Raw genomic sequence first — 26,391 nt, 5'->3', positions numbered from 1 at the left:
CTATTTTCTTTTATAATTTAAACCAACGGCATTATTAACTTTAGTCATCTTGCGACTAGCAATTTCTCGGGCTTTTTGAGCTCCTGTTGTAAGTAAATCATCAATTGCGGGACTATTAATTAATTCATGATATTTTGTTTGCAGAGGAGTTAATGTGTCAATGATTGTTTGACCAACAATTGTTTTAAATTCTCCATAATCATAATCTTTTAATTCAGCAACGGCTTTTTCAATTGGGATATTTTTTAACGCCGCATAAATTACTAGTAAATTACTAATTCCTGGTTTATTCTCGGGATCAAAATAAATTTTTCCTTCTGAATCAGTGACAGCGCTTTTAATTTTTTTCATAATTTCAGCTGGTGAATCTAATAAGGCAATAAAAGATTTTGGGTTATTGGATGATTTACTCATTTTTTTAGTTGGGTCTTGTAAATCCATGATTTTATTCCCAATTGGGGGAATAAAACCATCAGGAATCTTAAATAAATTTGTTTGGTATTTATTATTCATTCGCTCAGCTAAATTGCGAGTTAATTCAATATGCTGTTTTTGATCAATTCCAACAGGGACTAAATCAGCATCATATAATAAAATATCAGCTGCCATTAAGGCTGGATAAGTTAATAATCCTGTCGGAATAAATTCAGTCCCATTTTCGGCTTTCATTTTATTTGCTTTATCTTTATATTGAGTCATTCGTGATAATTCGCCAACCGTAGTATTACATAATAAAATATGACCTAATAGGGTGTGTTCTAGAACATCAGACTGAATAAAAATAGTTGATTTAACAGGATCAAGACCACAAGCATAATATAAAGCAACCATGCTTTTAATATTTTTTCGTAAATCTTCTTTGCTAATTGGAATTGTAATAGCATGAAGATTAGCAACAAAAATAATTAAATTATTCTCTTCTTGTAAACTGATAAAATTTTTAATTGCGCCAATATAATTCCCTAATGTTAAATTTCCAGTTGCTGTTATTCCTGATACGATTGTTGGGCGTTGTTTTTGTTCCATTTTTCCTCCTGTGGTCGTAATTTTTCACGATATATCATAACTATTATAACTAATATCAGAAAAATAATTAATATTTTTTTTAGTAATTTATGTTAGAATTATTTTAGACTATTCATTTATAGTGACAAATGATAAAAATAAACCGTATAAAATATAATTTAATTATTAAAAGGAGAAATATAAAATGAAAAAAATATTAACATTTTTAATGCCGGCTGTTATCTCATTTAGTAGTGCCCCAGCAATCGCAAATTTAATGACAAGTAATACTACTGTTAAATCAGAAGAAACAAGTTTAACTTTAAATTTTTCAGCACAAAAATCATTTAACTATGCACCTCAACAACCTCAAAGAGGCCTAGTGACCAAGGAACCAGTTTCATATGATATTAGTTCAATTTTGACAGATTGAAATGAATTTGTGGTCAAATACCCAAAGTTTACTTTTAAAAATACAAAAGTAAAAATGGATGCATATTCAGAAAAAAAAGAGGATGATTTGTGAAGACCATTCAATACTAAAAATCTAACATTATCAATCGGATATGGTTTAAGTGCATTAAATTTTGATGGATATAACGCCAAATTCAATTTATCTTTTAGTGCTTATGTAGATGCTAATAATAAAAAATTATTATTAGCAGGTCAATATCTAGTTGAAAATAGCTTAAATCCATCAGCTGTAATGTCTTATGATATTCATTTTGGTGAAATTGTTTTTTTTAGTTAGGACCTAAAAAAATATAAATTTAAAATACATATGATAGATTATTCAAGAATCTATGAAGTACGTAAGCAAAAAAAAGGTAAAAATTATAATAGAGAAAAAAAACGAAAATTATATAATAGTTTTATCAAAGTATCGCTAATAGTTATTATTTTATTGGCAATTGTTTCATTGCTATCAGGACTTGGACAATTGATAATTTATTTGTCATCAGCTTCATTTTTAATAGCAATTGGAAATGGTTTAGCATCAATTGGCAATATTGCTTTTAGTAATTTAGGAATTATTTTCTTTTTAGTAGTGATAATTTCGATCACTAATAATCTTAAGGCAATAGTCGTAGGGCTTTTTGTGTTATTATTTTTCTTTAGTTTTCAGCAACTTTTTATTGAATATTCTTATGATAGTATAAATATGCAATTTAAAAGTTTTTTGTTTTTTTATAGTAATTCAAATGTGATTAATAATTTATCAAGCATTTTTGGATTATTATATCTTAAATTGCCATTACTAGGAGGGATTGTATTGGGAATCTTATGTTCATATATTTTTAATAAATATCATGAATATCGATTACCAAAAAAAATAGGATTTTTAAATGAAATCCCTTTTGTAACAATAATTTTAATTCCTATTATTATTGTTTTTGATTTTGTATATTTATTATTTTTTATTGGTTTTAATGAAGTTGTTATATTATTTAATGACGTTCTAATAAAAAATAATAATGTTGGTAATTTAATTGGTGCTGGGCTACTTTCAATGCTAGTAAAGTTTCTTGGATTTGATCAAATTGAACATGGAGGGGCTTTTTTACCATTATATTCATATGATGCTTTTTTATCAAATTTTATGCATGCTGCAAATCAACATGGATGATATCAAAGCCCATTTAATAATAAAGAGTGATACAACGAAAATAATGTTATAAGCGAGGAGTTAACACGCGTATGAGAATATTTACAAAATCAGTGATTTGGCAATAAAAAATTTAGTAACTTAACGTGAATAAATTTACTATCAATTGGCAATTTACCAATTAACCCAGAGGGAACATTAGCACCATTTAGTAAATGATTTGTCTCTGGTTCTATTAATGATGTTTTAGTTGCAAATTATAATCAAACTAACGCTTTAACTTTTGCTTTGGCATTTTCAATGGGATTTGTTTCAATTTCAACTGCTAAAAAAGAAAATAGATTTTCAACAATTAGCATTATTATTTTAATTAGTGGTAGTGCACTTTTAACAGGTAATTTATGACCATTAGAATTACTATTTATGTTTGTGACACCGTTCTTATATTTCCTAATGTATGTACCAATTAATTTGTTTAATTGAGTAATTATGTTTGGTCTTGGAATGTATGTTCCATTGGATTATTCACAAGGATTATTATTATTCTTAATTACTGGTTTTAAATATCATGCTTTATTTAGTAATTTAAATTTAGTTATAATTTTAAATATTTGCTGAGTTACAATTATTACGCCAATCTTTTATCGTTATGCTAAATGAAATAATTTTTCCCTTGTTGGCTATCAAGAAGAAATATTACCCCGAATTACAAAACGACAATATCATGAAATATTTAATCATTAATAAAAACACTAGATTTATTCTAGTGTTTTTATTTATTTTAGTTGGTATTTTTTATATAATTAAAATGTATGATAAATATTTAAAGTTCTATATTAATATTTTGAATGCAGATAAAGGAGTAGTGTATAGTATGTTATTTTTATTACTTGGTGGAATAAGTTTATCAACAACTTCAGTTCCATCACTATATCAATCTATCAACTTATTAAAAAATAATAGAAAAAATTCAACACCAAAATATTATGTTTAAATTTCATTTAAAAAAAATTATAACTAATAAAATAAATATCCTCACTTTTACTTTATTATTAATATCTGCTTTTATTTTATCGCTTTTATTTATCTTCTTAAAATCTGATTGGCATAGATCAGGGGCTCAAAATTTATATCATGTTTTTACGCCAGTATTAATTTCAAGTATTTTAATTTTAGATTTAATTATTTTGTTTGGTCAGTTTTATGAGGATAAAAAGAATGGTGTATTTAGTATGGAACTGCAAAATGGTCGCAAAGCATGAGAAATTATGTGGCCACGATTTGTTTCAAAAACTATTGTGACAACTGGATTTTTATTAATGACTTTAGTAATAATTTTAGTTTTCGGATCATTTAATCCATATGTTCGAGTAGACTTTATTCCTTATTTTTCGGCAAATTATTGAAGCTTATTTTTAATAGATTTAGCTATCAGTAATGTTATTATTTTTTGTACAATTTTTTTAAAAAGTTATTTAGCATCAATCATATCAGTAGCTTTTGGTTTATTTTTAGCCTTAAATTGACTAATAACAGCAGCATCATTTACCCCAGCAACATATCAAGTTTCTTTAACAACAAGTTTAAAAGAAAAGTTTTTTGCCTACAATGTTCAGCAAGAAATTAAGGAAAATAACATTATTGATAATTATATTAGAGGTTTTTATGCTGATAATTTAAATCCAAGTAAAAATTCTCAGATAAAAGAAGAAATTCCTGAAAAAGAATTAAAACAATTTTATGGGATGTGTACTGATGATGGAATTACTTGCACTGATAAATATCAGTTTCAATATGATAATTTTGGGAAGAATATTCATTTGATTTTAAATCAAGATCAACAAGCTAACTGAAATAATAATAAAAAGCAAATTACATATGATTTTAATAATGTTAATTCGCAATTTGGTGTAAATTATGAATATAACAGAATTTTAAATAATATTAATAAAATTAGCTTATCAACAGAAGAACAAATAAAATTAAAGACACTATTAGATATTGCCAAGAGTTTCTTTGATACTTTTTTATATAAACCTTCATATCAAGAGTGACAAAAATATGGTGGAAATTTAAAAACTGACCAAACGTTTTATAATGACTCGAATTATTCGCCGGGGGAAAGTCAACTAATGTTTGCTTTACAAGAAGGTTTAAAAACAATTGACAAAGGTATTTTACCAGTTGACGAAATTAATCTAGCGCAAAACTCATTAGCTGATCATTTTAAAATTAATCCACTTTTTTGAATTTTAAATTTTAGTTATGGAGCATTAAGCACAAGCATAAATAATAAATATCTTGAGTTTCCAGAAGTTCAATTTTATGTCTTCAATTATGTTGATATGAATCGTAACCCAGATAATGGGGAATGAATGATAACCCCATTTGTATATCAGTATAATTTAAAAGGTTTAAAATCAACGTCTAGTTATTTGGGAAATGCTATTGCAATGCTGCTATTAACATTAATGACTAGTGGGGGAGTATATTTAGCTTTTAATAAAAAGCTTAGAATTTAGGTGAAAGTATGAAATTAAAATTACAAAATTTACAGAAATTTTTTAAAAAACAAGTGGTAATTAAAGATCTTTCTTTTGTTATTAAAACTGGTGATGTAATCGGTTTTATTGGTGATAATGGGGCTGGTAAAACAACTACAATAAAATTATTACTTGGCGAATATAAATTAACAGCCGGAGATATTTTTATTGATGATAGAGCAATAACCTTAAATGATTATAAGAAAATTGCTTTTTTCCCTGACCAAAATTCTTTTCCTCGCGATATAACAATTAATGATTATTTTAATTTTTATTTAAATTTAAAAGGCATTAAATTAGATAAAAATTACCGGGATTTATTATTAACAGAATTTGGCTTAACTAATTATTTGTACAAACCAATTAATAAATTAAGTTCGGGAATGATTAAAAAAATGTTAATGATTGCTGTATTACTTAGTGATTGTGATTTCATTATTTTTGATGAACCAACAGCTAATCTAGATATTAATTCGCGGAACGAATTTATTGCGATATTTAAGTATTTAAAAGCAAAAGGGAAAACGCTTTTAATAACTACCCATCTTGTTAATGACTTAGAGTTAATAATCAATCGTTTAATCATTATTAAAACTGGGACAATAGTGTATGATAAACCATTTAACAAGTCTGATAATATTGAAGATATTTATAAATACAATTATAGTGAAAATTTCAAAAAATCAATTATAAAATATTTAAAATAAAGTATTTGTTATAATTAACTAAAAGGAGAAAAGAAAATGGCTAATTTTTTAAAAATATTAACAATACTACCGGTATTTTCTGCAACATCATTAGTGTCTATAAGTGGTTACATAAATTACGATGAATTCACTTTAAAATCTGATACATATGAAAATAAAAAATGAATTTATGTTGATTCAAGTGGAGATACTGCAACAGGTGAAGAATTTAGCAATGAATATGGGTCTAATCATAATCATGCGGGTAATTGAGAACCTTATACCTATGCAACAACCTTATTAACAATTGATACTACAAAATATGCAGGAAATTCGTCTGATTTTCAAAAAAAATATAAAAGTTTTACAATAAATTATGATGTAAGATATAATTTATGAGATAGCAAAACCGGATGAGATAAAAATGGAGGTAAAACATCACCATTTAGTCAATATTCCAAAAATGATAATATTATTTATGGTGGAAATTATATAAATTTGTTTGAAAATTATTCAAATACTCATAAGGCAAAGGTAAAAATTGATTTAAATTTTAAGATAAACAATGATTTACTTTTAGTCGGGATAAAATACACAGGAGTTGTTTGATGAAAGTCAGGATCAATTTATAATCATGCAGGGATAGTTTCTAGCTGACATGAAAAAATGGTATTTTCAGAAAAAATGGTTAGTTAAATTAACAAGATATCTTTTTAAAATAAAATAGAGAGATTTTTGTTAATTTATAATTATTGAAAGGAATACAATTATGATAAAAGTAGAAAACTTAACAAAAGTAATAAAAAAGAAAGTAATTTTAAATAAATTAAATTTAGTTTTTGAAGATAATAAAACATATGGTATTTTGGGCAATAATGGGGCTGGAAAAACAACATTTATAAAAACATTATTTAATGAATACAAAGTTAATGCTGGAAATATTACTTTTAATAATAACAAACTTTCAAAAGATGATTACAAAAAAATGTATTTTTTTACTGAAAATAACGAGTTACCAATAGATTTAAAAGTTAATGAGTATATAAATTATTTATTTGGTATATCAGATTCCCAGAAGAAGATAGATGATTATATTAAAAAACTGGAATGATTATTTGATTACAATAAATATAAAAATATTTTAATTAAAAAAATATCAGCTGGGGAAAAGAAAAAACTAACGTTGTTCATAATGCTAATTCTTGATCCTGAAATTATTTTTTTTGATGAACCAACTGCAAATTTAGATGAAGTTAATAAAATTATTTTATTTAAAACAATTGAATTATTAAAGCAACAGAATAAAACACTAATTATTATTTCTCATTTAATTGAAGAAATTAAACCATTTCTTGACCACATAATTATTTTTAAAGATGGTGAAATTGTCTATAACAAATCATTGTCTAAAAATGATGATGTAAAAGAAATATACCATCAATATCTGTTTGAAAATAAAACAAATGAAAATAATAAAAATAACGTATTAATTGATGAAATTGATTCTAAAATGAAAGGATTTTTTAGCGATGAAAATTAATTTATTATTTAAAAATTTGTTTTTGATCACCTTAAGAGATTTAAAAAATATAATGTATTTAGTATTTTTATTTACCATTTATCTAATTTTTTCAATTTCGATAATATTTTTAAATGATGTTGCTTCTAATGCAAATCGAATGATGCACAATTTATTTATTTCTTTAAATTCTATTTTGTTTGCTAGTTATATAATTTTTATAACTTCAAAATTGTTTAATAGACAAAAAAACAATAACTTAGTTAGTTTAGAAAGACGAAATGGCTATAGTTACAAAGAAATAATATTAAGTAGACTTGCTATTATTGTAATTAACATATTATTTATTTTTCTTATTGTAATTTTAATAAACGGAATTTTATATTCAGTATCTAATAAAAATATTTTAATGAATAGATACTATTGAATTAGTATTGAATACTATTTATTTGTAGCTTTACTTATTTTTTCCATCTCAGTCTTCTTAATCACTATTTTTAATTTTGGGGTATCAAATTTTATTTCTATTTTAATTGTTTTTATGCTTTTTACAATAAGTTTATTGTCAGTCTTTTTAATATCTCCAAAATCAAATGATGAGAGCTATCTGCAAAACAAGTATTTAGTTTTAAATAAGAATATAGAATTTGAAAAAAATCAAAATATTAATAAGTTAGTTAACTATGATCAAGAATCAAAAGAAGTTTTTAAAGAATTAAATTTACTAATTAACAAAATTAAAATAAACGATAATTACTTGCATATTTTTAGTGAAGAACAAATTAATACTTTAAACTTAAGACCCTTAGATTTATTTTTATATGGGCCAGGAATTTGAAATGGTGGGTTTGATATTACCAATACGAATCCAGAATTTCAAAAAGAATTTCCTTCTTTTTCAAAATTAATTACAGAAATTAAGAACTATTTTAAAGATAATATTTCTTATATTGGGGAAAATGAATTTAAAGATTTATTAAATACAGAACATATGTCAGAAAATCAGAAATATTTTAATATCATTTATAATTCATTAAAAAAAATTAATTTGTCAGCTGGCGGTATAAAAGAATTACTGTTAGAGAATATAGCTAATTATAATTATGATGCCTTAAATGATACAATTCCATTTTTGCAACTTGTTAATAATAAAGAAGGTATAAATGTTTCTAATAGTAATCAGAAACTTAAAAATACTATCTTGGAAAACTATAAAAATAATTGAGAACAATATTATATTTACAAATATTTAAATTCTTTAATGCTAATTAACAATTATATAAATAATAATAAATTTAAAATTTTTCAAGATGAAACTGAAAAAAATAATTATTATGATTTTATAAATAAGATAAAAACAAATGTTAGATTTAATCCATTATTACATGTTAGTCATATGTTTTATGGGGAAGGATATAATAATAGGGCCTTAACGGAAAAAATTTATGACAGAAATGATTTCTTTTATCAACCAATAAATTTGTATATTGATGATAGTAATAAATTATCAGAAATTGCTAATGTAAATGGTTTATTTATTGGATATAGTTTACTAAATGTAGCGATATTAATTGGATCAACATTTATTTTTAAAAAACATAATTTTATATAATACTGTTTTAAGCCTACATTAGTTGAATAATTAAAGTATTTATTTTGCTATGACTATATATTTAATCCCTTAATGATTTAAATAATTAATAAATACAATTTAAAACGGGTGAGATTATTTATTGAAGGATAAAAATATTATGTTAAAGTCTATAATGTATTACATAATAATTAAATTATACAAGCTATTTGAGAATTATCAGATTTAATTAAATAACTTTGCAAGTATATTGCGGAATAGCAGTAAAGAAGAAAAGGCATGCTACTATGTTATGCTAGCAAAAGCAAAATTATTATTTAGTTTTGATTCTGAAGATATTGAAAATATTATGCTTAAAAAATTGCATCGTATTATCAAACAGGTTGATCAAGAAGTTCAAGCTAGAATTAAAAAAGAGAGTAATTAAGTATGGAAAATTTAAATAATAAACTTGATCATCCTCATTATTGATGGATAAAAAATACTTTATTTCGCCATTATACTAAAGAACAAATTTTAGATTCTTTTAATAAAATAAATATTGCAGTTGAAAAAGCAAAAAAGGGCCAAGAAATTTCGTCCTGAACAAATGATACTGAGTTAGATCGAAAACATTATTGATGAATTAGAAGTACTTTGTTTAAGCATTATGAATATGATATTTTAATAGCTACATTAAAAGGCATTTACCCTAATGAAAAAAATCAATAAGTTAATCAAGAAATTTAATTTAAAGTATAAAAATAAATTATATTTATGAATTAATTTATGTAATAATAATGATAAACAAATTATATTGTATTTAAAAACTTTAGATAATAAGAAAAGTTATTCGGATTCTTCAATACCACTTATATATAATTCAAAAACAGGATGTATTAATATGGAAATAAAAAATATTAATTTAGTTCTAACATTGATAAAAATAATTAAAGAAATTAATTTTTATTGCACTAATTAGTTATTAGAGCAATTTTTTTGTTGTATAATGAAAATAATTAGATAGGATATTTTAATATGAATAAAAACGATTATAGTAAAAAAATATCAAATATAAAACATGAGTCAATTAATACATCTGGAATTTATGGTAATAAAGGTTTTACTTTTCAACAAATATTTTTATTATATGAACTTTTATATTTAAAAGATTACAATGTGCATGCATTTAATGAACTTATGGATGATGTTTTATTTCTTTTTACTAATCCGAAAAATAAAGATGAAATTTATTCAGTTACAGTTTGTCAAGTAAAAGGAAAATATACAGGCGAAGATAATAGTCAAGATTTGTCTAAATTTTCAACTGATATTAAAAATCTAGAAAATAGAATAAATTTAGTTAAGATTATTGATAGTACAATAAATGTATCTGGCAAATTTGTTTATAGTGGTAAACTATACTTAAAAGGTTATGAAATTAATAATGGAGATTTATATTCCAAAATATTAGGATATCAACAATTATCAATAGACAATATTGAAAAAACTAGTGTGTATAACAAAATAGTAATTCAATATTTTGATCACCAAAATTCTGAACATTTGAATATAATAAGGAATTTTATTAAAATTAATGATGTTTACAGAATTTTTAATTCAGAACAAATTGAAGAAGTAGTAAATCAATTAATAGGAATTGTTGAGTCAATTAATGATTCTATAAAACTTGAAAGTAAATTTTTATCTGATATTGATTCTAGAAGATCGATTACATATTCAAATATTATTGATGCAATGAAAAAATTTAGCTCACTAAATTCTTATTCTATAAAAATTACTAACTATATTAGTTATGGTGTTTTAGATTCATTTAATTTTAGTAAAAATATAGGTTATGAAGTAATAAAAAATTTACGTAAATATGAGATTACTTTTAAATGAGATAATAATACTGTTTATGATAAATTAGCAACAAAAATAAATAATTTTGAAATATTGACAGAGAAAGATTTATATAATTATTTGGTCAAAATAAAAGAAGAAGAAAACTTAGAAGTTGATGAGATTGCATGATTGTTTTTAGAAGGAAAAATCATGTTGGAGGTTAATTATGAAGAAGATTAAAATAAATTTTGTAGGTTTATACAATTTTATTAATAATGGTTCGTATAGACATTTTTTTGAAGATGGAATCAATTTGATATTAGCTGATAGTAGAGTTGGTAAAACTACATTAGCAAAAATACCTTTTTATACTTTAGGATGTAATACAGACCTAGAAACTATAAGTGAAGAATATGACGATTTTATGACTATTTTATCTTTAAATATAGACAATGAAAATTATTATTTTTTAAGATTAAATAATAAAAAATATGAAAACCAATTGTACATTTTAAATAATTCATATCAAATATTATGGGAAGGCAAGACATATTCACGAAATAATACCAAATCAGTTTTAGGCTATGCAGATTATATTTATAATCTTTTTGGTCTTGAAAATTTTTTAATTAAAAATACTATCAAAAATAAAATTTCTTTTTCAACTCCTTATCCAGGTGCAATGTTTGAATTATTTTATATTGATCAGTTGAATTGAGGAGCTGATTGAAAAACATTTAAAAAAGAATTATTTAATATTTCACCTAAAGATTATTCTTATATTTATGCTTATTTGTATGGGATAATTTCGGATGACGATATTAAATTTTTAAATGATAATGCGTCAATAGCATCTTCTATTATTGATGATGAATTAACAAAAGATAAATTAGAATTTATTATCAAAGAATTATCAAAGAAGTTTTCATCTGATCAAGATTTTAAAGAAATTAAAGATATTTCTAATAATTCTAAAAAATTATTTTCAAATATGATAATAAAAGAAAAAGAAATAAAAGGAAACATGCTTAATGAACGTAAAATAAGTGAAAAAATAGCTGAATTAGAAATTCAATTTAATTTACTTAATGCCAACATAAATGCTATTAATGAATTTATAGAGCAAAACAGTGATTTTATATACAATGTTGATATAAATGGTGCAAATCATAAAATTTACTTAAAAGATATATTAGATTTTAGAGCAAAAACTGTTTTAAATTTACAAGAAAAAGAAAAAATACTTGATGAAATTAATATATTAAAAACTAATAAAAAATTAATAAATACAACTATTAAGTCGCTTAAGACAGAATATTTTAATTTAAAATTAGAATTAAAAAAATTTGATAGTTTATTAGCACAAGTAGGTAACAAGGAAGAAAACAATAGAATTAAAATTTTAATACAAAATTATGAAAATAATTTAAATGACTTAAATAAAAAAATCAAAAAGGCTAAAAAAGAAAAAAAGGCATTTGATCAAAAATCAATTTTTATAACATTAGAATTGAACAAACTTAATCAAAAATTACTAAATGATATTAAAATATATATAAGTAAATTAGATTTAAAATATTCTGTAAAAATTAAAGATGCAATTTATAATAAAAAAAAGTATACAGGAAGTGAATCAATAATATATTCTTTGACTAGATTATTTATTAATTATAAAAATATAGTAAAATTAAATTCTTTTTTTATTATTGATTCTCCAAAAAAAGAAGAACAAGATCTTCCTACAATACGTGCTAGAAATTTAATTTTTAGGGATATAATTGATTACAATAAAATTTTTAATAGGCAATTTTTAATTTTCTCAGTTAATAAAAATGATTTAGATTTTGATAATATAAAAAATATTTCAGAAAGTACAATTGATAGAAGCCCACAAAAGTTACTAGAAATTCAGGATTCCTATTTTAATGAATGATTATCAACTAATATTTTAGATAAGATAAAATAATTTTTATAGTATAAGTTTTTTCTATTGAAATATACTAATTTTTAAACTAAAATTTTTAATATATAAATATAATATTAATTGGTATAAAAATTATTATTAATGAAAGGAATAGTTTTATGACACGAGATGAAAAAGAAAAAGTTTTAGATAAATTTAGAAAAGAGATTGATCCTCAGTTTGAGTTTCCATGCGCAATATGTGAAATTCCTGTTTTAGGATCACGCAGTCTTTGTATGCATTGTGCAACTAGTTTAGACCCAAAAATTGAAAAAGACTATTATAAAATGTCGGAAGAAGATTTCTGATTTAAATATTATGAAAAAAATAACAATTTATAGCATAATTAAATTAATTATGTTTTTTTAATCATAAAAAATCTTAAATACTTATAATTATAAAGTATAGTATAATGTTAAGGTAGATGACCAATGACACATGCTACGATTTTTATCGTATGCATGTGTTTTTTTATTTGGTAAAGGACAAATTTGAATGAAAGGATATAAATATGACATATCAAACAACAATGTCGGCCTTGATGTTTTATCAATAGTTTTAGTAATTTATGAAATTATAGTTTTTGTTAAATGAAATAAGTACTGCCAAAATATATGATCAAAATATTTTCAAAAGTGAGTTAATAGTAAACCTGAATTAAAACAGGAAATTAAAAAGTTGGATGAAGAACATATTTGTAAAGCTAAAAAAGAAATAAGGGTTAGATTAATTTTTAATTTAACGGTTTTAGCAGTCGCAATAATTGGAGTTATAGTTTTTGGAGTGTTAAGTTTCAATGGATAATCAAGGAAAAAAGAAATTTTGAAATAAACCTAGAAAAGAATCTCTAATTAACTCTATTATTATATTTCCTTTTGTCTTAGCAGTTGGGGTTGTAATAATTCCGTTTTTAAAAGCATGAAAAATGGAAGGATTTAAATTATTAAAATACTTTGATTTTTTATGACTATTTATAAAAGCTAATCTGGTTTTTATAACGTTATTGTGTTTAATTTTAACTGCTATTTTTTGGACCATAAGTTTTATGATTATTTTAGTTAAAAAAGAACTTGGAAAGGTTTATATTAAAGAAACTAATTCTGTTGAATATGGTGTTGCAAAGTGAGTAACAAATGAATTAAAAGATAAAGAAAAAATAGACAAGTTTAATGAACTACAAGTTTACTAGCTAAGTCTCCAAGTGAAAGAACTCCGGAAGAACGTGAGATTATTGCCAAATATCGCAATATTCAAACGAAAATAAATAAGGAAGAAAATAAGAATTTAATAAATAAAAATAAACAAGATTTAAAATAAAATCTTGTTTTTATGTGTAAAATAAAGGTAAATAAATTTAGAAATGAGACCTTAAAATGGAAATTTGAAAATCTATATTAATTACTATATATCATTTTTATTAAATTTTGATTTGTTGTTAATTTCTGAAATTGATTTTTATATTCTTCCAAAACTGGTATATTAAATATTTCTAATAATTTTGTGTTATTTTTTGGGTAAAACTGGAATGACAAGTAAGGAGAAAACGGTTGCTTTCAAATTCAAAAAAATTCTTTGCCAATATATGGTGGATTTGTCCAATTAACTTTCATTCTAATATTTGAATTTAATGTATTTGTTCCTAAAATATTATAGGCAATATAAATATTATAAGTTTTAAAAAAGTGAATCAATGATAATTCATTATTTTGTTGAATTGTTTTAATAATTTCATTATTTAAATTTTCCATAGCTTTTCTTGATTTAGTTGAATTTATTTTTTTTGCTCATTTGTAAATCATTTATCATACTTTAATAATGCTTCATTAAAAGATTTTATGTTTCCTTTAAGAAAAATATTAGTATAGTAATTATTAAATATTTCATTAATATATTCATTAAAAGATTTTAGGTTAATTATGTCTTCAAATCATTTTCTAGAGTCTATAGATCTTAATATTTGAATTCTATCTCAAATTCAAATAAGGCAAACTTGTTTAAAATTTAAGTCTATCTTAAAATTTTTTTCATCAATTTGTTTCATAATTCTTTTAGTAAATTCTGCATAAGAATTTTCTATTTGGGATAATTTTATTTCAATTTCATTAATATTATGAATATTATCTTCATATAAAAAATTAAGAGCAAATATATTGTTCATTTTTTTGGTACTATCTATTTTTTTTATTTCACTTGTTTCTCTATTAAGAATAATTCATCCATTGTTTGATTTTCATCTTTTCAATAAGAGGTTAGACAAAAAATGTTGTATTTTTGTAATTTGATTAGTTGCTTCCATACGTTTTAGATCACCAACTTAATAATACCATAAGATTAATGCTTGGCTGTCCGAGAAAGAGGGCAAAAAGAAAAGTGCACGTACTTTTGCCCCCACGAAAAAAGACTGTATCTACAGTCTTTTTTGATATTTAGCGCGCATTCTCCTTATCCTGCTTCTGGACCGAATAATAGACCGAATAATAGACCGAATAAAAAAAGTGGTTGCTATAAATACCAATTTTTGTTATAGTTAGAAGAGTGTTAAAGGAGGTGGTTTTATGGTAGTATCCAGTTATTCCGAAAGGAAATTATCAGACATTAATTTAATTAATTGATGTAATTCAGAGGTTACTACGGTAAGACCACTTTTTTTAGTTGTTGTAAACTAATATTTTTTTGTGGTTCCCTGTAAAGTCTGATAAACATCAAGTACTAGAGGGGGATTAAATATGAGAAAAACTAATTTCTTTCATAAACATAAAAAGAAAAAACATATTTATGCTTATGAAGAACAAATTCGAAAAAATGCCAAAGCTAGTCAAGAAGAACTATTAAATGAATTGAAAATTACCAGTTATGGATTGAGCGAAAAGCAAGTTGAAGATCGCCAAGCCAAATATGGGAAAAATGAAATGAAAGAAAAAAAGTTTCCGTGAGGATGAGAATTTCTTAAAAGTTATTTTAGCCCATTTAATATTATTTTGCTCTTAATTACAGCCTATAGTTTATATAACTACTTTTCAGATGATGAACCATCAATTTTTGATTTAGTAGCGGCTTGTATTGTTGGGGGAATGATTTTATTAAGTGGTACATTTACTTATATTCAAACAATTCGGGGAAATTTAATCGCGAAAAAATTAACAAAATTTATTAGTAAAAAAGCGATTGTTATTCGCGAACCATATTTAACAACAAATGAAATTAATCGTAATAATGAGTTTGAATTTATTAAATATGGAACAGAAATGAGTGCAAGTGAATTGGTGCCAGGGGATTTAGTCCATTTAGCAACGGGAGATGTTGTCCCAGCTGATGTAAGAGTTATTTTAAGCAATAACTTATTAATTAATCAGTCAAGTTTAACAGGAGAATCTTTACCAGTTCAAAAACAAGATTTCTATCAAGAAACAAATAATTTTATTGATTTTGAAAATATTTGTCTAATGGGGACAACTGTTGTTTCAGGAAATGCTTTAGGAGTTGTTGTTGCAACGGGAGAAAATACTTATTTCTCATCAATTTCTGAAACAATTTCTGAACGCCGTCCGCAAACTAGTTTTGCGAAGGGAATTAAAAAAGTAACATTCTTATTAATTATTTTTATGTTAGTAATGGTGCCAATTGTTTTAGTCCTAAATGGTTTAACAAAAAATGACTGAACAACTTCCTTAGTTTTTGCGATTTCAATCGCCGTTGGATTAACACCAGAAATGTTACCAATGATTGTTACTTCCAATTTAGCTCGTGGATCAAAAAAACTAAGTCAACAAAAAATTATTACTAAAAATTTAAGTGCGATTCAAAACTTAGGAGCAATTGATGTTTTATGTACTGATAAAACAGGGACAATTACCAATGATAATATTGAACTAGTTGATTATCGTACGTTAGATAATAAAAATAATGATCATTTACTTAAATTATTATATTTAAATGCCTTTTATCAAACAGGAATTCGTAATCCGTTAGATTCAGCGATTACAAATTATATTGATAAAAATAATTTAACAATTACAACTAATGCTTATCAAAAAATTCATGAAATTCCGTTTGATTTTCACCGTCGTCGCTTAACAATAATTGTTAAAACAGCTTATGATGAATCAATTGTCATCAGTAAAGGGGCGGTTGAAGAAATGCTAAGCACATGTACACATGTCGAATATCAAGGGAAAATCGTACCATTAGATGATAGTATGATGCGTCAAATCAAAAGTACAGTTGATGATCAAAATTCGCAAGGGTTAAGGGTTTTAGGATTAGCTTATAAAAATTTACAAGCTAAAACGGATGATTTTATTGATAACGCTGAAGAAAAATTGATTTTCTGTGGTTTTGCTAGTTTTCTAGATACCCCAAAAGCATCAGCTGCTGGGATGATTAAATCATTAGCCCATTATGGTGTTGATTTGAAAATTTTAACGGGGGATAATGAACAAGTAACTCGTGCAATTTGTAAACGCATTAATTTAAAAATTAAAGGGGTAATTTCAGGTAGTGAAATTGAAAATATGACCCCAGAACAATTAGCGAAAATTGTTGAAAAAAATAACATTTTTGTTAAATTAACTCCAATTCAAAAAGTTGAAGTTATTAAAGCTTTAAAAATGAATAACCACGTTGTTGGTTATATGGGTGATGGGATTAATGATGCTCCCGTTTTACGCCAAAGTGATGTAGCAATTTCAGTTGATAATGCGACCGATATTGTTAAAGAAGCCTCAGATTTAATTTTATTAGAAAAATCTTTAAGTGTAATTGAAGAAGGAATCGTTGAGGGACGCAAAGTCTTTGGTAATATTCTAAAATATATTAAAATTACAATTGCATCACAATTTGGGAATGTCTTTAGTGTCTTAGTCGCTTCAGCCTGATTACCATTTACCCCAATGATGCCAGTTCAATTATTATTCCAAAATTTATTATATGATATTTCTCAATTTGCCATTGCCTTTGACCGAGTTGATAGTAGCTTTTTAGCAAAACCCCAGCGGTGAACGACAAAAGACTTTTTACCATTTGCCTTAATTAACGGCCCAGTATCATCAATTTTTGATATTGTAACCTTTACCGTATTATATATTGGCTATGATGTTAAAAATCATGTTGATGATCCTTCAGCAATTGCAATGTTTAACGCCGGATGATTTATCGAAGGCTTACTAACACAGATCTTAGTTGTCCAAATGTTCCGTACAGAAAAAATTCCATTTATTCAATCACGTTCGCCATGACCAGTTAATGTGATGACAGGATTATTATGTGCAATAGGCTTTGCAATACCATTTACCGTTTTAGGAGCAAATATGAGCATGGTTTCACCACCATATTCATTTATTGGAATTGTCATTACCATAATTGTTAGTTATTGTCTACTTAGTCAGTTAGTCAAAATGGGATATATTAAAATCTTTAAAAAATGATTATAAAAAGTTTAATTTAATTAAACTTTTTATTTTTTAGCGAAGTTATTATATTAACAATCTTGAAAATATTATATAATTTAAATAAATAATTTATAATTTTTTATAGAAAGGTTTAAAAATGAATGGTTTATCTTTATTTGCAAATGTAGGAATTGCAGAATTTTATTTAAATAAATTAAATATTAAAGTTAAAATTGCGTCTGAATTAAAAGAAGATAGAGCAAAATTTTATAAAAATATTTATCCTGAAACAAATGTTATAATTGGTGATATTAAGGAAAAGTATATTTTTAACAAGATAATTTCTTACTCAAAAAAAGAAAAAATTGATTTTATTATTGCTACTCCACCTTGTCAAGGTATGAGTACAGCCGGAAAAAATGATTGAAAAGATCAAAGAAATTTATTAATAAAATATGTAATAGATATTATATTAGAATTAAAACCGAAGTATGTTTTTTTAGAAAATGTACCAAGCTTTTTAAACACTAAAATTATTTTGGATAATAAGCTTAAAAAAATTATAGACATTTTATATGAAAAATTATCTTTGGATTATTTTTTGGAAAAAAGCGTACTAAACTCAGCAGATTTTGGAGTTCCGCAAATTAGAAAAAGAGCAATTATTTTATTAACAAGAAAAGATATTGAAAAAAAATTAATTATTCCAAAAATAAAAAAAAGAGAATGAAAGACAGTTAAGGATGCAATAGGAGACTTAGAATCATTGAATCCTATAATTAAAGAGGAAGTAGGTTCATCAAATACCTTTGGAAAGGAAAATTTACATAATAAATGGCATAAGCCTCCTATTCATTGTAAAAGACATGTAGAAATTATGAAAGTTACTCCTACAGGGAAAAGCGCATTTGATAATTCTGATCTGTATAAACCAAAAAAAACATCTGGAGAATTAATTAGAGGTTTTCCAACCACATATAAAAGAATAGAATGAGATTCTCCTTCGCCAACAATTACTATGGCTAATGGGGCAATTTCATCCCAGAATAATGTCCATCCTGGTAAAAAATTAGAGGATGGCACATACAGTGATCCAAGAGTATTAACAATTTTAGAAATAATGAGACTAACTACATTACCTGACAATTGAAATATACCAGAATGAGCTTCTGATAATTTTATAAGGAGAGTAATTGGTGAAGGAGTTCCACCATTGTTTGTATATGAAATATTAAAGCAATTGAAATAGATAAGGAAAATTTAATATGAAGAGTTATACTTTTGATTATGTAGATAATAAAATAGTTCAAGAATTTGGTAAGAATTTATATAAAAATACATATAGTATGATTACAGAACTTGTAGCAAATTCATATGATGCTGATGCAAAAAATGTATTAATATGATTTAAAACTATAAATAACAAAGTAGAAGAAATCTGTTTTTTTGATGATGGAAATGGTATGGATACAAATGATATTCAAAATAAATTTCTTAAAATTGGTTATTCAAAGAGAACTTTCTTTAGAGAGTCACTAGTTTTTAAAAGACCACCTATGGGTAGAAAAGGCTTTGGAAAATTAGCTGTTTTTGGTATTGGAAATCACATTGAACTATATTCAAAAACTAAAAAAACATCATTAGAAACATTGTTATTAAGCAAAAGGGATATTGATAATAAAATTAATCCCCATGAAATTGATAAAATAGATTCTGATAAAGTTAATTATTATAATCAATTTTTAAACAAATTTTCATCACAAAATGGAACATTAATTTCAATTAAGGATTTTAACAAAAATAATGCTTTGAATGATGTTAAAAATAAAATTAATTATAGAATTTATAAAGCCTTTAAGCCATTATATTCTGAAAAAATAGAAAATAATAGCAAAATGAATATATATGTACTAAAAAATGAATATTTTAACATAGAAAAAATAGAATTAATTAATCCAGTAAAATATATAGTTACTTCGTTTTTAAAAGTATATGATTTAAATTATTTTTCTGAAAAGGAAATTGAAAAAATCCAAAAAACAATTTTATCGCATAAAAATCCTGATATTTCAAAAAAAATTAATGTTCATGAAAATTCTAGTAATAGAATTTTATCAGTTGTTTCTTCTGCAGAAGAGGCAAAAGAACTACATAATTGGTTAGAAAAAAAATTATGTAGAAGTTATAACGATGAAAATTACAAAATTAATCCAGTTCTATTCAAAGAATTAGTTACTTTAAAAGGATTTATAGGTATTTTGGATAGAATCGATCGTGAAAATAATATAGGTGGTATTATATCTATTTATTCTAGAAATAGAGTTATGATATCAAATATTTTTGACTCTATAGAAAATACTCAAATTGGTTCAAATTATATAATTGGGGATATTTTTGCAAATTATTTAGATACAGATGATGAAAACGATATTGCTACACCAGGAAGAGATGCCGTTGATGAGAACGACGAGAGATTTATTTATTTAAAATTTTTTATTATATATTTAATCAATAAATTAATTACTAATCGTAATGAAATAGTTAAAAAAATTAATGATGCAAATCAAGAGAAAATAACTAAAAAATATTCTAATTTTACTAAAAAATATTTGGAATTTGAAGAAAAAGTTCTAAAAAATTCACCACAATTAGATAAAGAAGCTGAAGTTTTAGCTAAATATATTTCAAATTTTAAAAATGAAAAATTACCACAAAAGCTTGATACTGTTTTTATTAGTTTTAAAAATTATTCATCGAGCAAAGCTTTAAACATAGAAAATTTAAAACAGTCAAATAGTTTAACTAGTTTTACATCTTGCTTCATTTCTGAAGTATTAAGTGAGGTTTTAAACAAAATTAAGGTTATTAATCCTAAAATTAGTATAATTTATACTAAAGAAGATCCAAAAATTAATTATGGAACAGATATTACAAGATATATAAAAGAAAAAGCACTAAACCGTAAAATAGAAAATTGTTGTTATTTTATTTGTGCATCAATAAATTATGTAGATAATTGGTTTACAGACATAGAATATGGAGGAATATATGCTTTAAATGATGAATTATCAAATAGTGAGTTTGTAATTTTTGATAGTGATAAGTCAAAGCATTCTTTATCACAATCTGAATACATAGTTTCTCCATTAGCAACAAAAACAAGTTATTTTGATTTTTCATCCATTTTTTTAAAAACAGATAGTCTAATTTTAATAGAGGAAAATAAATTATTTAAATTTATTAGTTGCATATTAGATATTTTAAAAAGTAATATTGAAATTGAGATTAATAACGAACAAATAATGGATATTAATATTCATGTAAAAAATTTTTTGTTAAATAATAATGAAAAAGTCAATATTTTTTATGAAGCAGTTCAATTAATTGATTTAAATAAGTATAAAAAATATTTTAAATTTTAATATATATTTGATAATTTACAAATAAGTTATTTAAAAAAATGCTTTTTTTAAATAACTTATTTACTATTTGAAAGACAAGGAATATAATAGATTTATTAGGTTAAAAAGGAGAAAAATAGAAATGTCAAAAATTGAAAATATTTATGCTCGTGAAGTCCTAGATTCACGAGGAAATCCAACAGTCCAAGTTGAAGTTTGAACAGAATTTGGTGGATATGGTTCTGCAATGGTTCCATCAGGAGCATCAACAGGAAGCCGTGAAGCGTTAGAATTACGTGATGGTGACAAAGCAAGATACTTTGGGAAAGGTGTTTTAAAAGCTGTTGAAAATGTTAATACAAAAATTGCTGATATTGTTATTGGAATGGAAGTTTGTGATCAAGTAGCCATTGATAATGCAATGATTCAATTAGATGGAACAGATTTCAAAAAAAACTTAGGAGCAAATGCAATGTTAGGAGTTTCAATGGCTGTTGCCAAAGCGGCAGCTAATGAATTAGAAATACCATTATATAAATACCTTGGAGGAGTTAATGCTAAAACATTACCAGTGCCAATGTTAAATATTATTAATGGGGGAGAACATGCTGATAGTGCAATTGATTTCCAAGAATTTATGATTATGCCAGTTGGAGCACCAACTTTTAAAGAAGCATTACGTTGATCAGCAGAAATTTTCCATACTTTAAAGAAAATTTTACATGATAAAGGTGATATTACTGCCGTTGGTGATGAAGGGGGATTTGCCCCAAACTTTGCTTGAGCATATAAAGACCAAACTTTAGAAGCATTTCAAGCTCAAACTCCAGCCGAAGTTGCCTTAGAATTAATTGTTGAAGCAATTAAAACAGCTGGATATCAACCAGGAGCTGAAGGAGTAATGATCGCAATGGATTGTGCTTCATCAGAATTATATTTTGAAGATAAAAAATATCATTTCAAAAAAATTGAAAAAGTTACTGGAAAAGAATGAGCAATTTCAACTGAAGAAATGGTTAAATATTTAGATAAATTAGTTGATAAATACCCAATTATTTCAATCGAAGATGGTTTAGCAGAAGCTGACTGAAACGGATTTGAATTACAAGTACAAACAATGGGATCAAAAATCCAAATTGTTGGGGATGACTTATTTGTTACAAACCCAAAAATTACTGCTGAAGGAATTGCCCATAATGCTGCAAACTCAGTATTAATTAAATTAAACCAAATTGGAACTGTAACAGAAACAATTGATACAATTCAATTAGCCCAAAAAGCTGGATGAACAGCTGTAGTTTCACACCGTTCAGGGGAAACAGAAGACACAACAATTGCTGACTTAGCTGTTGCGTTAAATACAGGACAAATTAAAACAGGAAGTATGTCACGTAGTGATCGTATTGCAAAATACAACCGTTTATTAGCAATTGAAGATGAATTAGGAACTTCAGCAAAATATGATGGAATTAAAACATTCTATAATCTAAAAAAACATGTTGCTGAATTTAAAAAATAATTTTTAAGCAATAAACTTATTTGGTAAAGAAAAAGGTTAGGTATAAAATACCTAACCTTTTTTTATTATTTATAATGCTCAGAAAATTAAACTAACAATAATTCCTCCCGTAATTGGGGCTAAAACAGGGATTCAACTATAATTCCATTGGGCTTTACTTTTACCTTTTAGGGGTAAAAAACTATAAATAAGACGGGGAATAAAATCCCGGACAGGGTTAATAGCATAGCCAGTAGGCCCCCCAATTCCTAATCCAATTGCAAAAACAGTGAATCCAACAAATAATGGTGCTAAATTATGAATTACTTTTGATTCTTGTTCAGATAACAATAATACTACTAATACTAATAAAGCCGCGCCAATCATTTCGGTGAAAAAATTCAGAAACTTATTTTGATAAGTAGGAATTGTCGCATGAACGGCTAAAACAAAATCAGGATTATCTGTTACAGTATCTTTAATATGTTTTCAATAAATTGTATCAACAATTAATTGAGCAATTATTGCCCCAAGAATTTGACCAATTAAGATTGCTGGAAGTAAAAATCAACCATGCTCAATAAACCATGTTTGCTGAATAACAACAGCAATTGTAACAGCTGGGTTTAACTGCGCTGCCCCGTTTAATAAACTAGCGACTAAAGCTCCTAAAAATGTTGCAAATCCTCATCCGGCTGTTATTGCCAGAAAACCTTGATTATTTCCTTTTGTTTTTTTTAAAAGAGTATTTGCGACAACACCATTTCCCAATAAAACTAAAATGGCTGTTCCAAGGAGTTCCGTACTCAGTTGTATAAAAAATATTGCCATGTTTCCCACCTTTATATATAATAATATTTCTCTTGCTAATATAAATATTATTATATCTTTTTCTTTCAAATAATTAGTAAGTTTTTCGTAATTTCATTTAAAAAAATTAAATATTTTAGATATAATAAACACAATAGTTGATAAAAGAGGTAAGAAATGAAAATTCATCCATTAGTTAAAGAAGTTTTATATACACGTGAAGAGATTGCCGCTAAATGTAAAGAATTAGCAGTAGCAGTTAATCAATATTATCACGCCAATTCTCAGGATAATAAAGATAATACGGTTATATGCTTAGGATTATTAAAGGGTTGTATTCCCTTTATGGCAATGTTGTTATTAGATTTAGAAATTGAAGTTGAAACAGAATATATGACAGTTTCATCTTACGCTGGGGGTGTCGCTGGTAATCTAAATCCAGAAATAATGTTTGATTTAGTAGCAGATGTTGAAGATCGTGATGTTCTTCTTGTTGAAGATATTATTGATAGTGGGAAGACAATTAAACTAGTTAAAGATTATTTACTGGACAAAGGGGCTCGTAGTGTTAAAGTTGTTACTTTATTGGATAAAAAATCAGGGCGAAAAGTTGATTTAGCAGCTGATTGATATGGTTTTGATGTTCCAGCGGCTTTTTTAATCGGTTTTGGTTTAGATTATGAAGAACGTTTACGTAATTTACCGTACGTTGCAATCGCTGATGTTGAAAAAATCAAAGCTTGAACTTGAGAAAAATAATTTAAACGAAAGAGGTGCAATGATGCGCAAGTTGACAACAAGAGTAATTACAATCAATAGTATTCTTATTGCAATTTTTTTACTATTTACTTTTGTTCCGCAACTAGGGTACATTATGATTGGTCCTGTTGCTTTAACTTTAGTTCACATTCTCTTTTTAATAGGAATGTATGCTTTATTTTTAACAGCGGGTGTTAATTTAATTATCTCGGGAACAATTTATGGTTTAATCTTTGGTTTGTCATCGCTGATAAAGATTCTAGTTTTTCCAGATATAACAGCATTCATTTTTGTTAACCCGTTATTTTCTGTTGTCCCACGCTTGTTAATGGGGATAATCGTGGGAACTTTAGCACACTTGTTAAATTATTCAGCTGTAAAAAGAGAGCAAAAAGCCCTTAATAATCAGTTGGCAAAAGTGACATGATTAACACGTTATTCTTATAAAGTTTATGATGTAATTGTGGCGGCAACAGCAACAATCTTAAATACTTTTTTTGTTTTATCATTTATGTATTTTTTAGGACCGTTAATTTATACTAATCCTGATCAACAAAGTTTTTTTAAAGCGTTTACATGAATTATTTTGGCAACAAATTTTTTGCCAGAATGATTACTAGCAATATTAATTTATCCGCCAGTGGCTTATGCATTACGGAAACTATATTACTAAAATTTGTTAAAAATTAATTAAAAATTATGGCAAAGGAGGAATAGAGTCATGGCGAATCAAAAAGAAGTAACATTTTTTAAAATTATTTTATTTATTTTATTTTTACCTTTACTATATTTATGATATTTTTTAGCTTGACCAGCTGGCTATTTTTATGCAAAATATCGTTCTACCAAGCAATTAACTGATAAATTAGAGCAAGGCGGTAAAGAATGATTTATTATTGTTTTATTAATAATCCTTTGAATTTTATTTTCGTGATTAATTGCGATTTTCTTTCTTTGCTACACTTTAGTTGGTTATTTAAAAGCGCGCCAAAGCCTTGATAATATGATTAAAGGGTTATTTGGCTTAGCATGAATAATTAATTTTTTTGAAAAAATAATTAGTGATAAAATAAAATAGAAAGAAGAAAAAATAATGAAACAGAAAAAAATAGCTATTTTAGGTGATTCCTTAACCTTTGGATATTTACCAATGGGACGTGGTCAAATGGCCCAAGCGGATAATTGACCAGTAAAATTAAAAGACCTTTTACAAGAGCACTATCAAGACTATGAAATTACTTTAGTTATTAATGCTTGACCAGGGCGAACAATTGTTCCGCCACGAATTGATTTTGGTTTTCCCCAAGATAATGGTCAAGCCCAGGTCCCAAAACTATTACAACAAGCTGGTCCTTTTGATCTTTTTATTGTCTTTTTAGGAACTAATGATTTTTTTGGCGAAGACGCTTATCAAAAAATGACGGGGGAAAAAGACAATGATATTAGTAAAACAATTGTTGATAATTTATCACAGTTATTAAAACAAATGGCAAGTTTGGTCGTTAACAGTGAAGGTCACAAAAAATATCAGGAGTTAATTATTTGCCCACCGAAAGTAATTACCAAAACAGATGGGGAATTATTAACAGATTTACCAGCTATTTTTGAAGCGCATTTTGCCAATGCCGGAGTTGGGGTTGTCAATTTACAACAAACAGCAAATCCGCAGCCCGAAGATTATCAAAATTATGATGGGATTCATTATACAGTGCAAGAAACTAGGGCAGTTGCACAGGCAATATTTAATAAAATTGTGGCAGATAATTTATTAGCCATTAATTAGGAAGGGTTATAAA

26 protein-coding genes are annotated in these 26,391 nt (G+C 25.3%); 22 read left to right on the top strand and 4 right to left on the bottom strand.

Features of this window, described 5'->3' with window-relative positions:
• Nucleotides 1–1,026 (bottom strand): tryptophan--tRNA ligase, encoded by a 1,026-nt coding sequence (gene trpS, locus SSYRP_RS03940; RefSeq protein ID WP_016341022.1) that lies wholly within the window; start codon nt 1,024–1,026, stop codon nt 1–3.
• 184 nt (nt 1,027–1,210) lie between these two features.
• Between trpS and SSYRP_RS03935 the strand changes: the two genes are divergently transcribed.
• From SSYRP_RS03935 to SSYRP_RS03860, 14 genes are all read left to right on the top strand, one after another.
• Nucleotides 1,211–1,756 carry a hypothetical protein gene (locus SSYRP_RS03935; protein ID WP_016341021.1) on the top strand — a complete coding sequence of 182 codons (546 nt, stop codon included), beginning with the start codon at nt 1,211–1,213 and terminating at the stop codon, nt 1,754–1,756.
• Between the two features lie 30 nt (nt 1,757–1,786).
• Entirely contained in the window at nt 1,787–3,355 is a 1,569-nt protein-coding gene (locus tag SSYRP_RS03930; RefSeq protein ID WP_016341020.1) for a hypothetical protein, read from the top strand.
• A gap of 488 nt (nt 3,356–3,843) precedes the next feature.
• A complete protein-coding gene (locus SSYRP_RS03920; protein WP_144060308.1) occupies nt 3,844–5,133 on the top strand; it encodes a hypothetical protein in 1,290 nt (429 codons plus the stop codon).
• An 8-nt stretch (nt 5,134–5,141) separates the two neighbouring features.
• Nucleotides 5,142–5,861, top strand: coding sequence for an ABC transporter ATP-binding protein (locus SSYRP_RS03915; protein WP_016341017.1), 720 nt, complete (start codon nt 5,142–5,144; stop codon nt 5,859–5,861).
• A 36-nt stretch (nt 5,862–5,897) separates the two neighbouring features.
• Nucleotides 5,898–6,536, top strand: coding sequence for a hypothetical protein (locus tag SSYRP_RS03910; protein ID WP_016341016.1), 639 nt, complete (start codon nt 5,898–5,900; stop codon nt 6,534–6,536).
• A 73-nt stretch (nt 6,537–6,609) separates the two neighbouring features.
• On the top strand, nt 6,610–7,380 hold the full coding sequence (locus SSYRP_RS03905) for an ATP-binding cassette domain-containing protein (protein ID WP_016341015.1): 771 nt from the start codon (nt 6,610–6,612) through the stop codon (nt 7,378–7,380).
• A 52-nt stretch (nt 7,381–7,432) separates the two neighbouring features.
• A complete protein-coding gene (locus tag SSYRP_RS03900) occupies nt 7,433–8,971 on the top strand; it encodes an MARVEL domain-containing protein (protein WP_144060307.1) in 1,539 nt (512 codons plus the stop codon).
• A 271-nt stretch (nt 8,972–9,242) separates the two neighbouring features.
• Complete coding sequence (locus SSYRP_RS05340) at nt 9,243–9,377, top strand: hypothetical protein (protein WP_016341013.1); 135 nt, start codon at nt 9,243–9,245, stop codon at nt 9,375–9,377.
• Nucleotides 9,378–9,379: 2 nt separating this feature from the next.
• Entirely contained in the window at nt 9,380–9,661 is a 282-nt protein-coding gene (locus SSYRP_RS03890; protein WP_016341012.1) for a hypothetical protein, read from the top strand.
• Nucleotides 9,662–9,967: 306 nt separating this feature from the next.
• Complete coding sequence (locus SSYRP_RS03880; protein WP_016341010.1) at nt 9,968–11,017, top strand: hypothetical protein; 1,050 nt, start codon at nt 9,968–9,970, stop codon at nt 11,015–11,017.
• On the top strand, nt 11,004–12,743 hold the full coding sequence (locus tag SSYRP_RS03875) for a hypothetical protein (RefSeq protein WP_016341009.1): 1,740 nt from the start codon (nt 11,004–11,006) through the stop codon (nt 12,741–12,743). Before SSYRP_RS03880 ends, SSYRP_RS03875 begins: the two co-directional genes overlap by 14 nt.
• A 116-nt stretch (nt 12,744–12,859) precedes the next feature.
• Nucleotides 12,860–13,081, top strand: coding sequence for a hypothetical protein (locus SSYRP_RS03870; protein WP_016341008.1), 222 nt, complete (start codon nt 12,860–12,862; stop codon nt 13,079–13,081).
• 154 nt (nt 13,082–13,235) lie between these two features.
• Nucleotides 13,236–13,544, top strand: coding sequence for a hypothetical protein (locus SSYRP_RS03865; protein WP_016341007.1), 309 nt, complete (start codon nt 13,236–13,238; stop codon nt 13,542–13,544).
• Entirely contained in the window at nt 13,537–13,929 is a 393-nt protein-coding gene (locus SSYRP_RS03860; RefSeq protein ID WP_016341006.1) for a hypothetical protein, read from the top strand. Before SSYRP_RS03865 ends, SSYRP_RS03860 begins: the two co-directional genes overlap by 8 nt.
• Nucleotides 13,930–14,134: 205 nt before the next feature.
• Here SSYRP_RS03860 and SSYRP_RS03855 read toward each other — a convergent pair whose 3' ends face one another.
• Nucleotides 14,135–14,488: a hypothetical protein gene (locus tag SSYRP_RS03855; protein ID WP_144060306.1), complete on the bottom strand. Its 354-nt coding sequence runs from the start codon at nt 14,486–14,488 to the stop codon at nt 14,135–14,137.
• Nucleotides 14,489–14,511: 23 nt separating this feature from the next.
• Complete coding sequence (locus SSYRP_RS03850; protein WP_041614488.1) at nt 14,512–15,036, bottom strand: DUF4238 domain-containing protein; 525 nt, start codon at nt 15,034–15,036, stop codon at nt 14,512–14,514.
• 430 nt (nt 15,037–15,466) lie between these two features.
• Here SSYRP_RS03850 and mgtA point away from each other — a divergent pair, with 430 nt between their 5' ends.
• The 4 genes from mgtA (at nt 15,467) to eno (ending at nt 23,047) form a co-directional block, all read left to right on the top strand.
• Nucleotides 15,467–18,169, top strand: a complete 2,703-nt coding sequence (gene mgtA, locus SSYRP_RS03845) for a magnesium-translocating P-type ATPase (protein ID WP_016341003.1) — start codon at nt 15,467–15,469, stop codon at nt 18,167–18,169.
• Nucleotides 18,170–18,284: 115 nt separating this feature from the next.
• Entirely contained in the window at nt 18,285–19,376 is a 1,092-nt protein-coding gene (locus tag SSYRP_RS03840) for a DNA cytosine methyltransferase (protein WP_016341002.1), read from the top strand.
• A gap of 16 nt (nt 19,377–19,392) precedes the next feature.
• Nucleotides 19,393–21,549 (top strand): ATP-binding protein, encoded by a 2,157-nt coding sequence (locus tag SSYRP_RS03835; protein WP_016341001.1) that lies wholly within the window; start codon nt 19,393–19,395, stop codon nt 21,547–21,549.
• 121 nt (nt 21,550–21,670) lie between these two features.
• Complete coding sequence (eno, locus tag SSYRP_RS03830; protein ID WP_016341000.1) at nt 21,671–23,047, top strand: phosphopyruvate hydratase; 1,377 nt, start codon at nt 21,671–21,673, stop codon at nt 23,045–23,047.
• A 69-nt stretch (nt 23,048–23,116) separates the two neighbouring features.
• Here eno and SSYRP_RS03825 read toward each other — a convergent pair whose 3' ends face one another.
• Nucleotides 23,117–23,857, bottom strand: a complete 741-nt coding sequence (locus SSYRP_RS03825; protein ID WP_016340999.1) for an MIP/aquaporin family protein — start codon at nt 23,855–23,857, stop codon at nt 23,117–23,119.
• A gap of 156 nt (nt 23,858–24,013) precedes the next feature.
• On the opposite strand from SSYRP_RS03825, the gene hpt reads away from it, so the two are divergent.
• The 4 genes from hpt to SSYRP_RS03805 are packed head-to-tail and all read left to right on the top strand — an operon-like array spanning nt 24,014 to nt 26,378.
• Entirely contained in the window at nt 24,014–24,595 is a 582-nt protein-coding gene (gene hpt / locus SSYRP_RS03820) for a hypoxanthine phosphoribosyltransferase (RefSeq protein ID WP_016340998.1), read from the top strand.
• A gap of 19 nt (nt 24,596–24,614) precedes the next feature.
• Complete coding sequence (locus tag SSYRP_RS03815; RefSeq protein ID WP_236608037.1) at nt 24,615–25,268, top strand: ECF transporter S component; 654 nt, start codon at nt 24,615–24,617, stop codon at nt 25,266–25,268.
• A gap of 48 nt (nt 25,269–25,316) precedes the next feature.
• Nucleotides 25,317–25,673, top strand: coding sequence for a hypothetical protein (locus SSYRP_RS03810; RefSeq protein WP_016340996.1), 357 nt, complete (start codon nt 25,317–25,319; stop codon nt 25,671–25,673).
• A gap of 15 nt (nt 25,674–25,688) precedes the next feature.
• Nucleotides 25,689–26,378: a GDSL-type esterase/lipase family protein gene (locus SSYRP_RS03805; RefSeq protein WP_016340995.1), complete on the top strand. Its 690-nt coding sequence runs from the start codon at nt 25,689–25,691 to the stop codon at nt 26,376–26,378.
• Nucleotides 26,379–26,391 lie beyond the last annotated feature (13 nt).

The sequence above is a fragment of the Spiroplasma syrphidicola EA-1 genome, from assembly GCF_000400955.1.
GTDB lineage: Bacteria > Bacillota_I > Bacilli_A > Mycoplasmatales > Mycoplasmataceae > Spiroplasma > Spiroplasma syrphidicola.
Note: the sequence above shows the minus strand (reverse complement) of the source record. Positions and strands in the feature narration are given on the sequence as shown.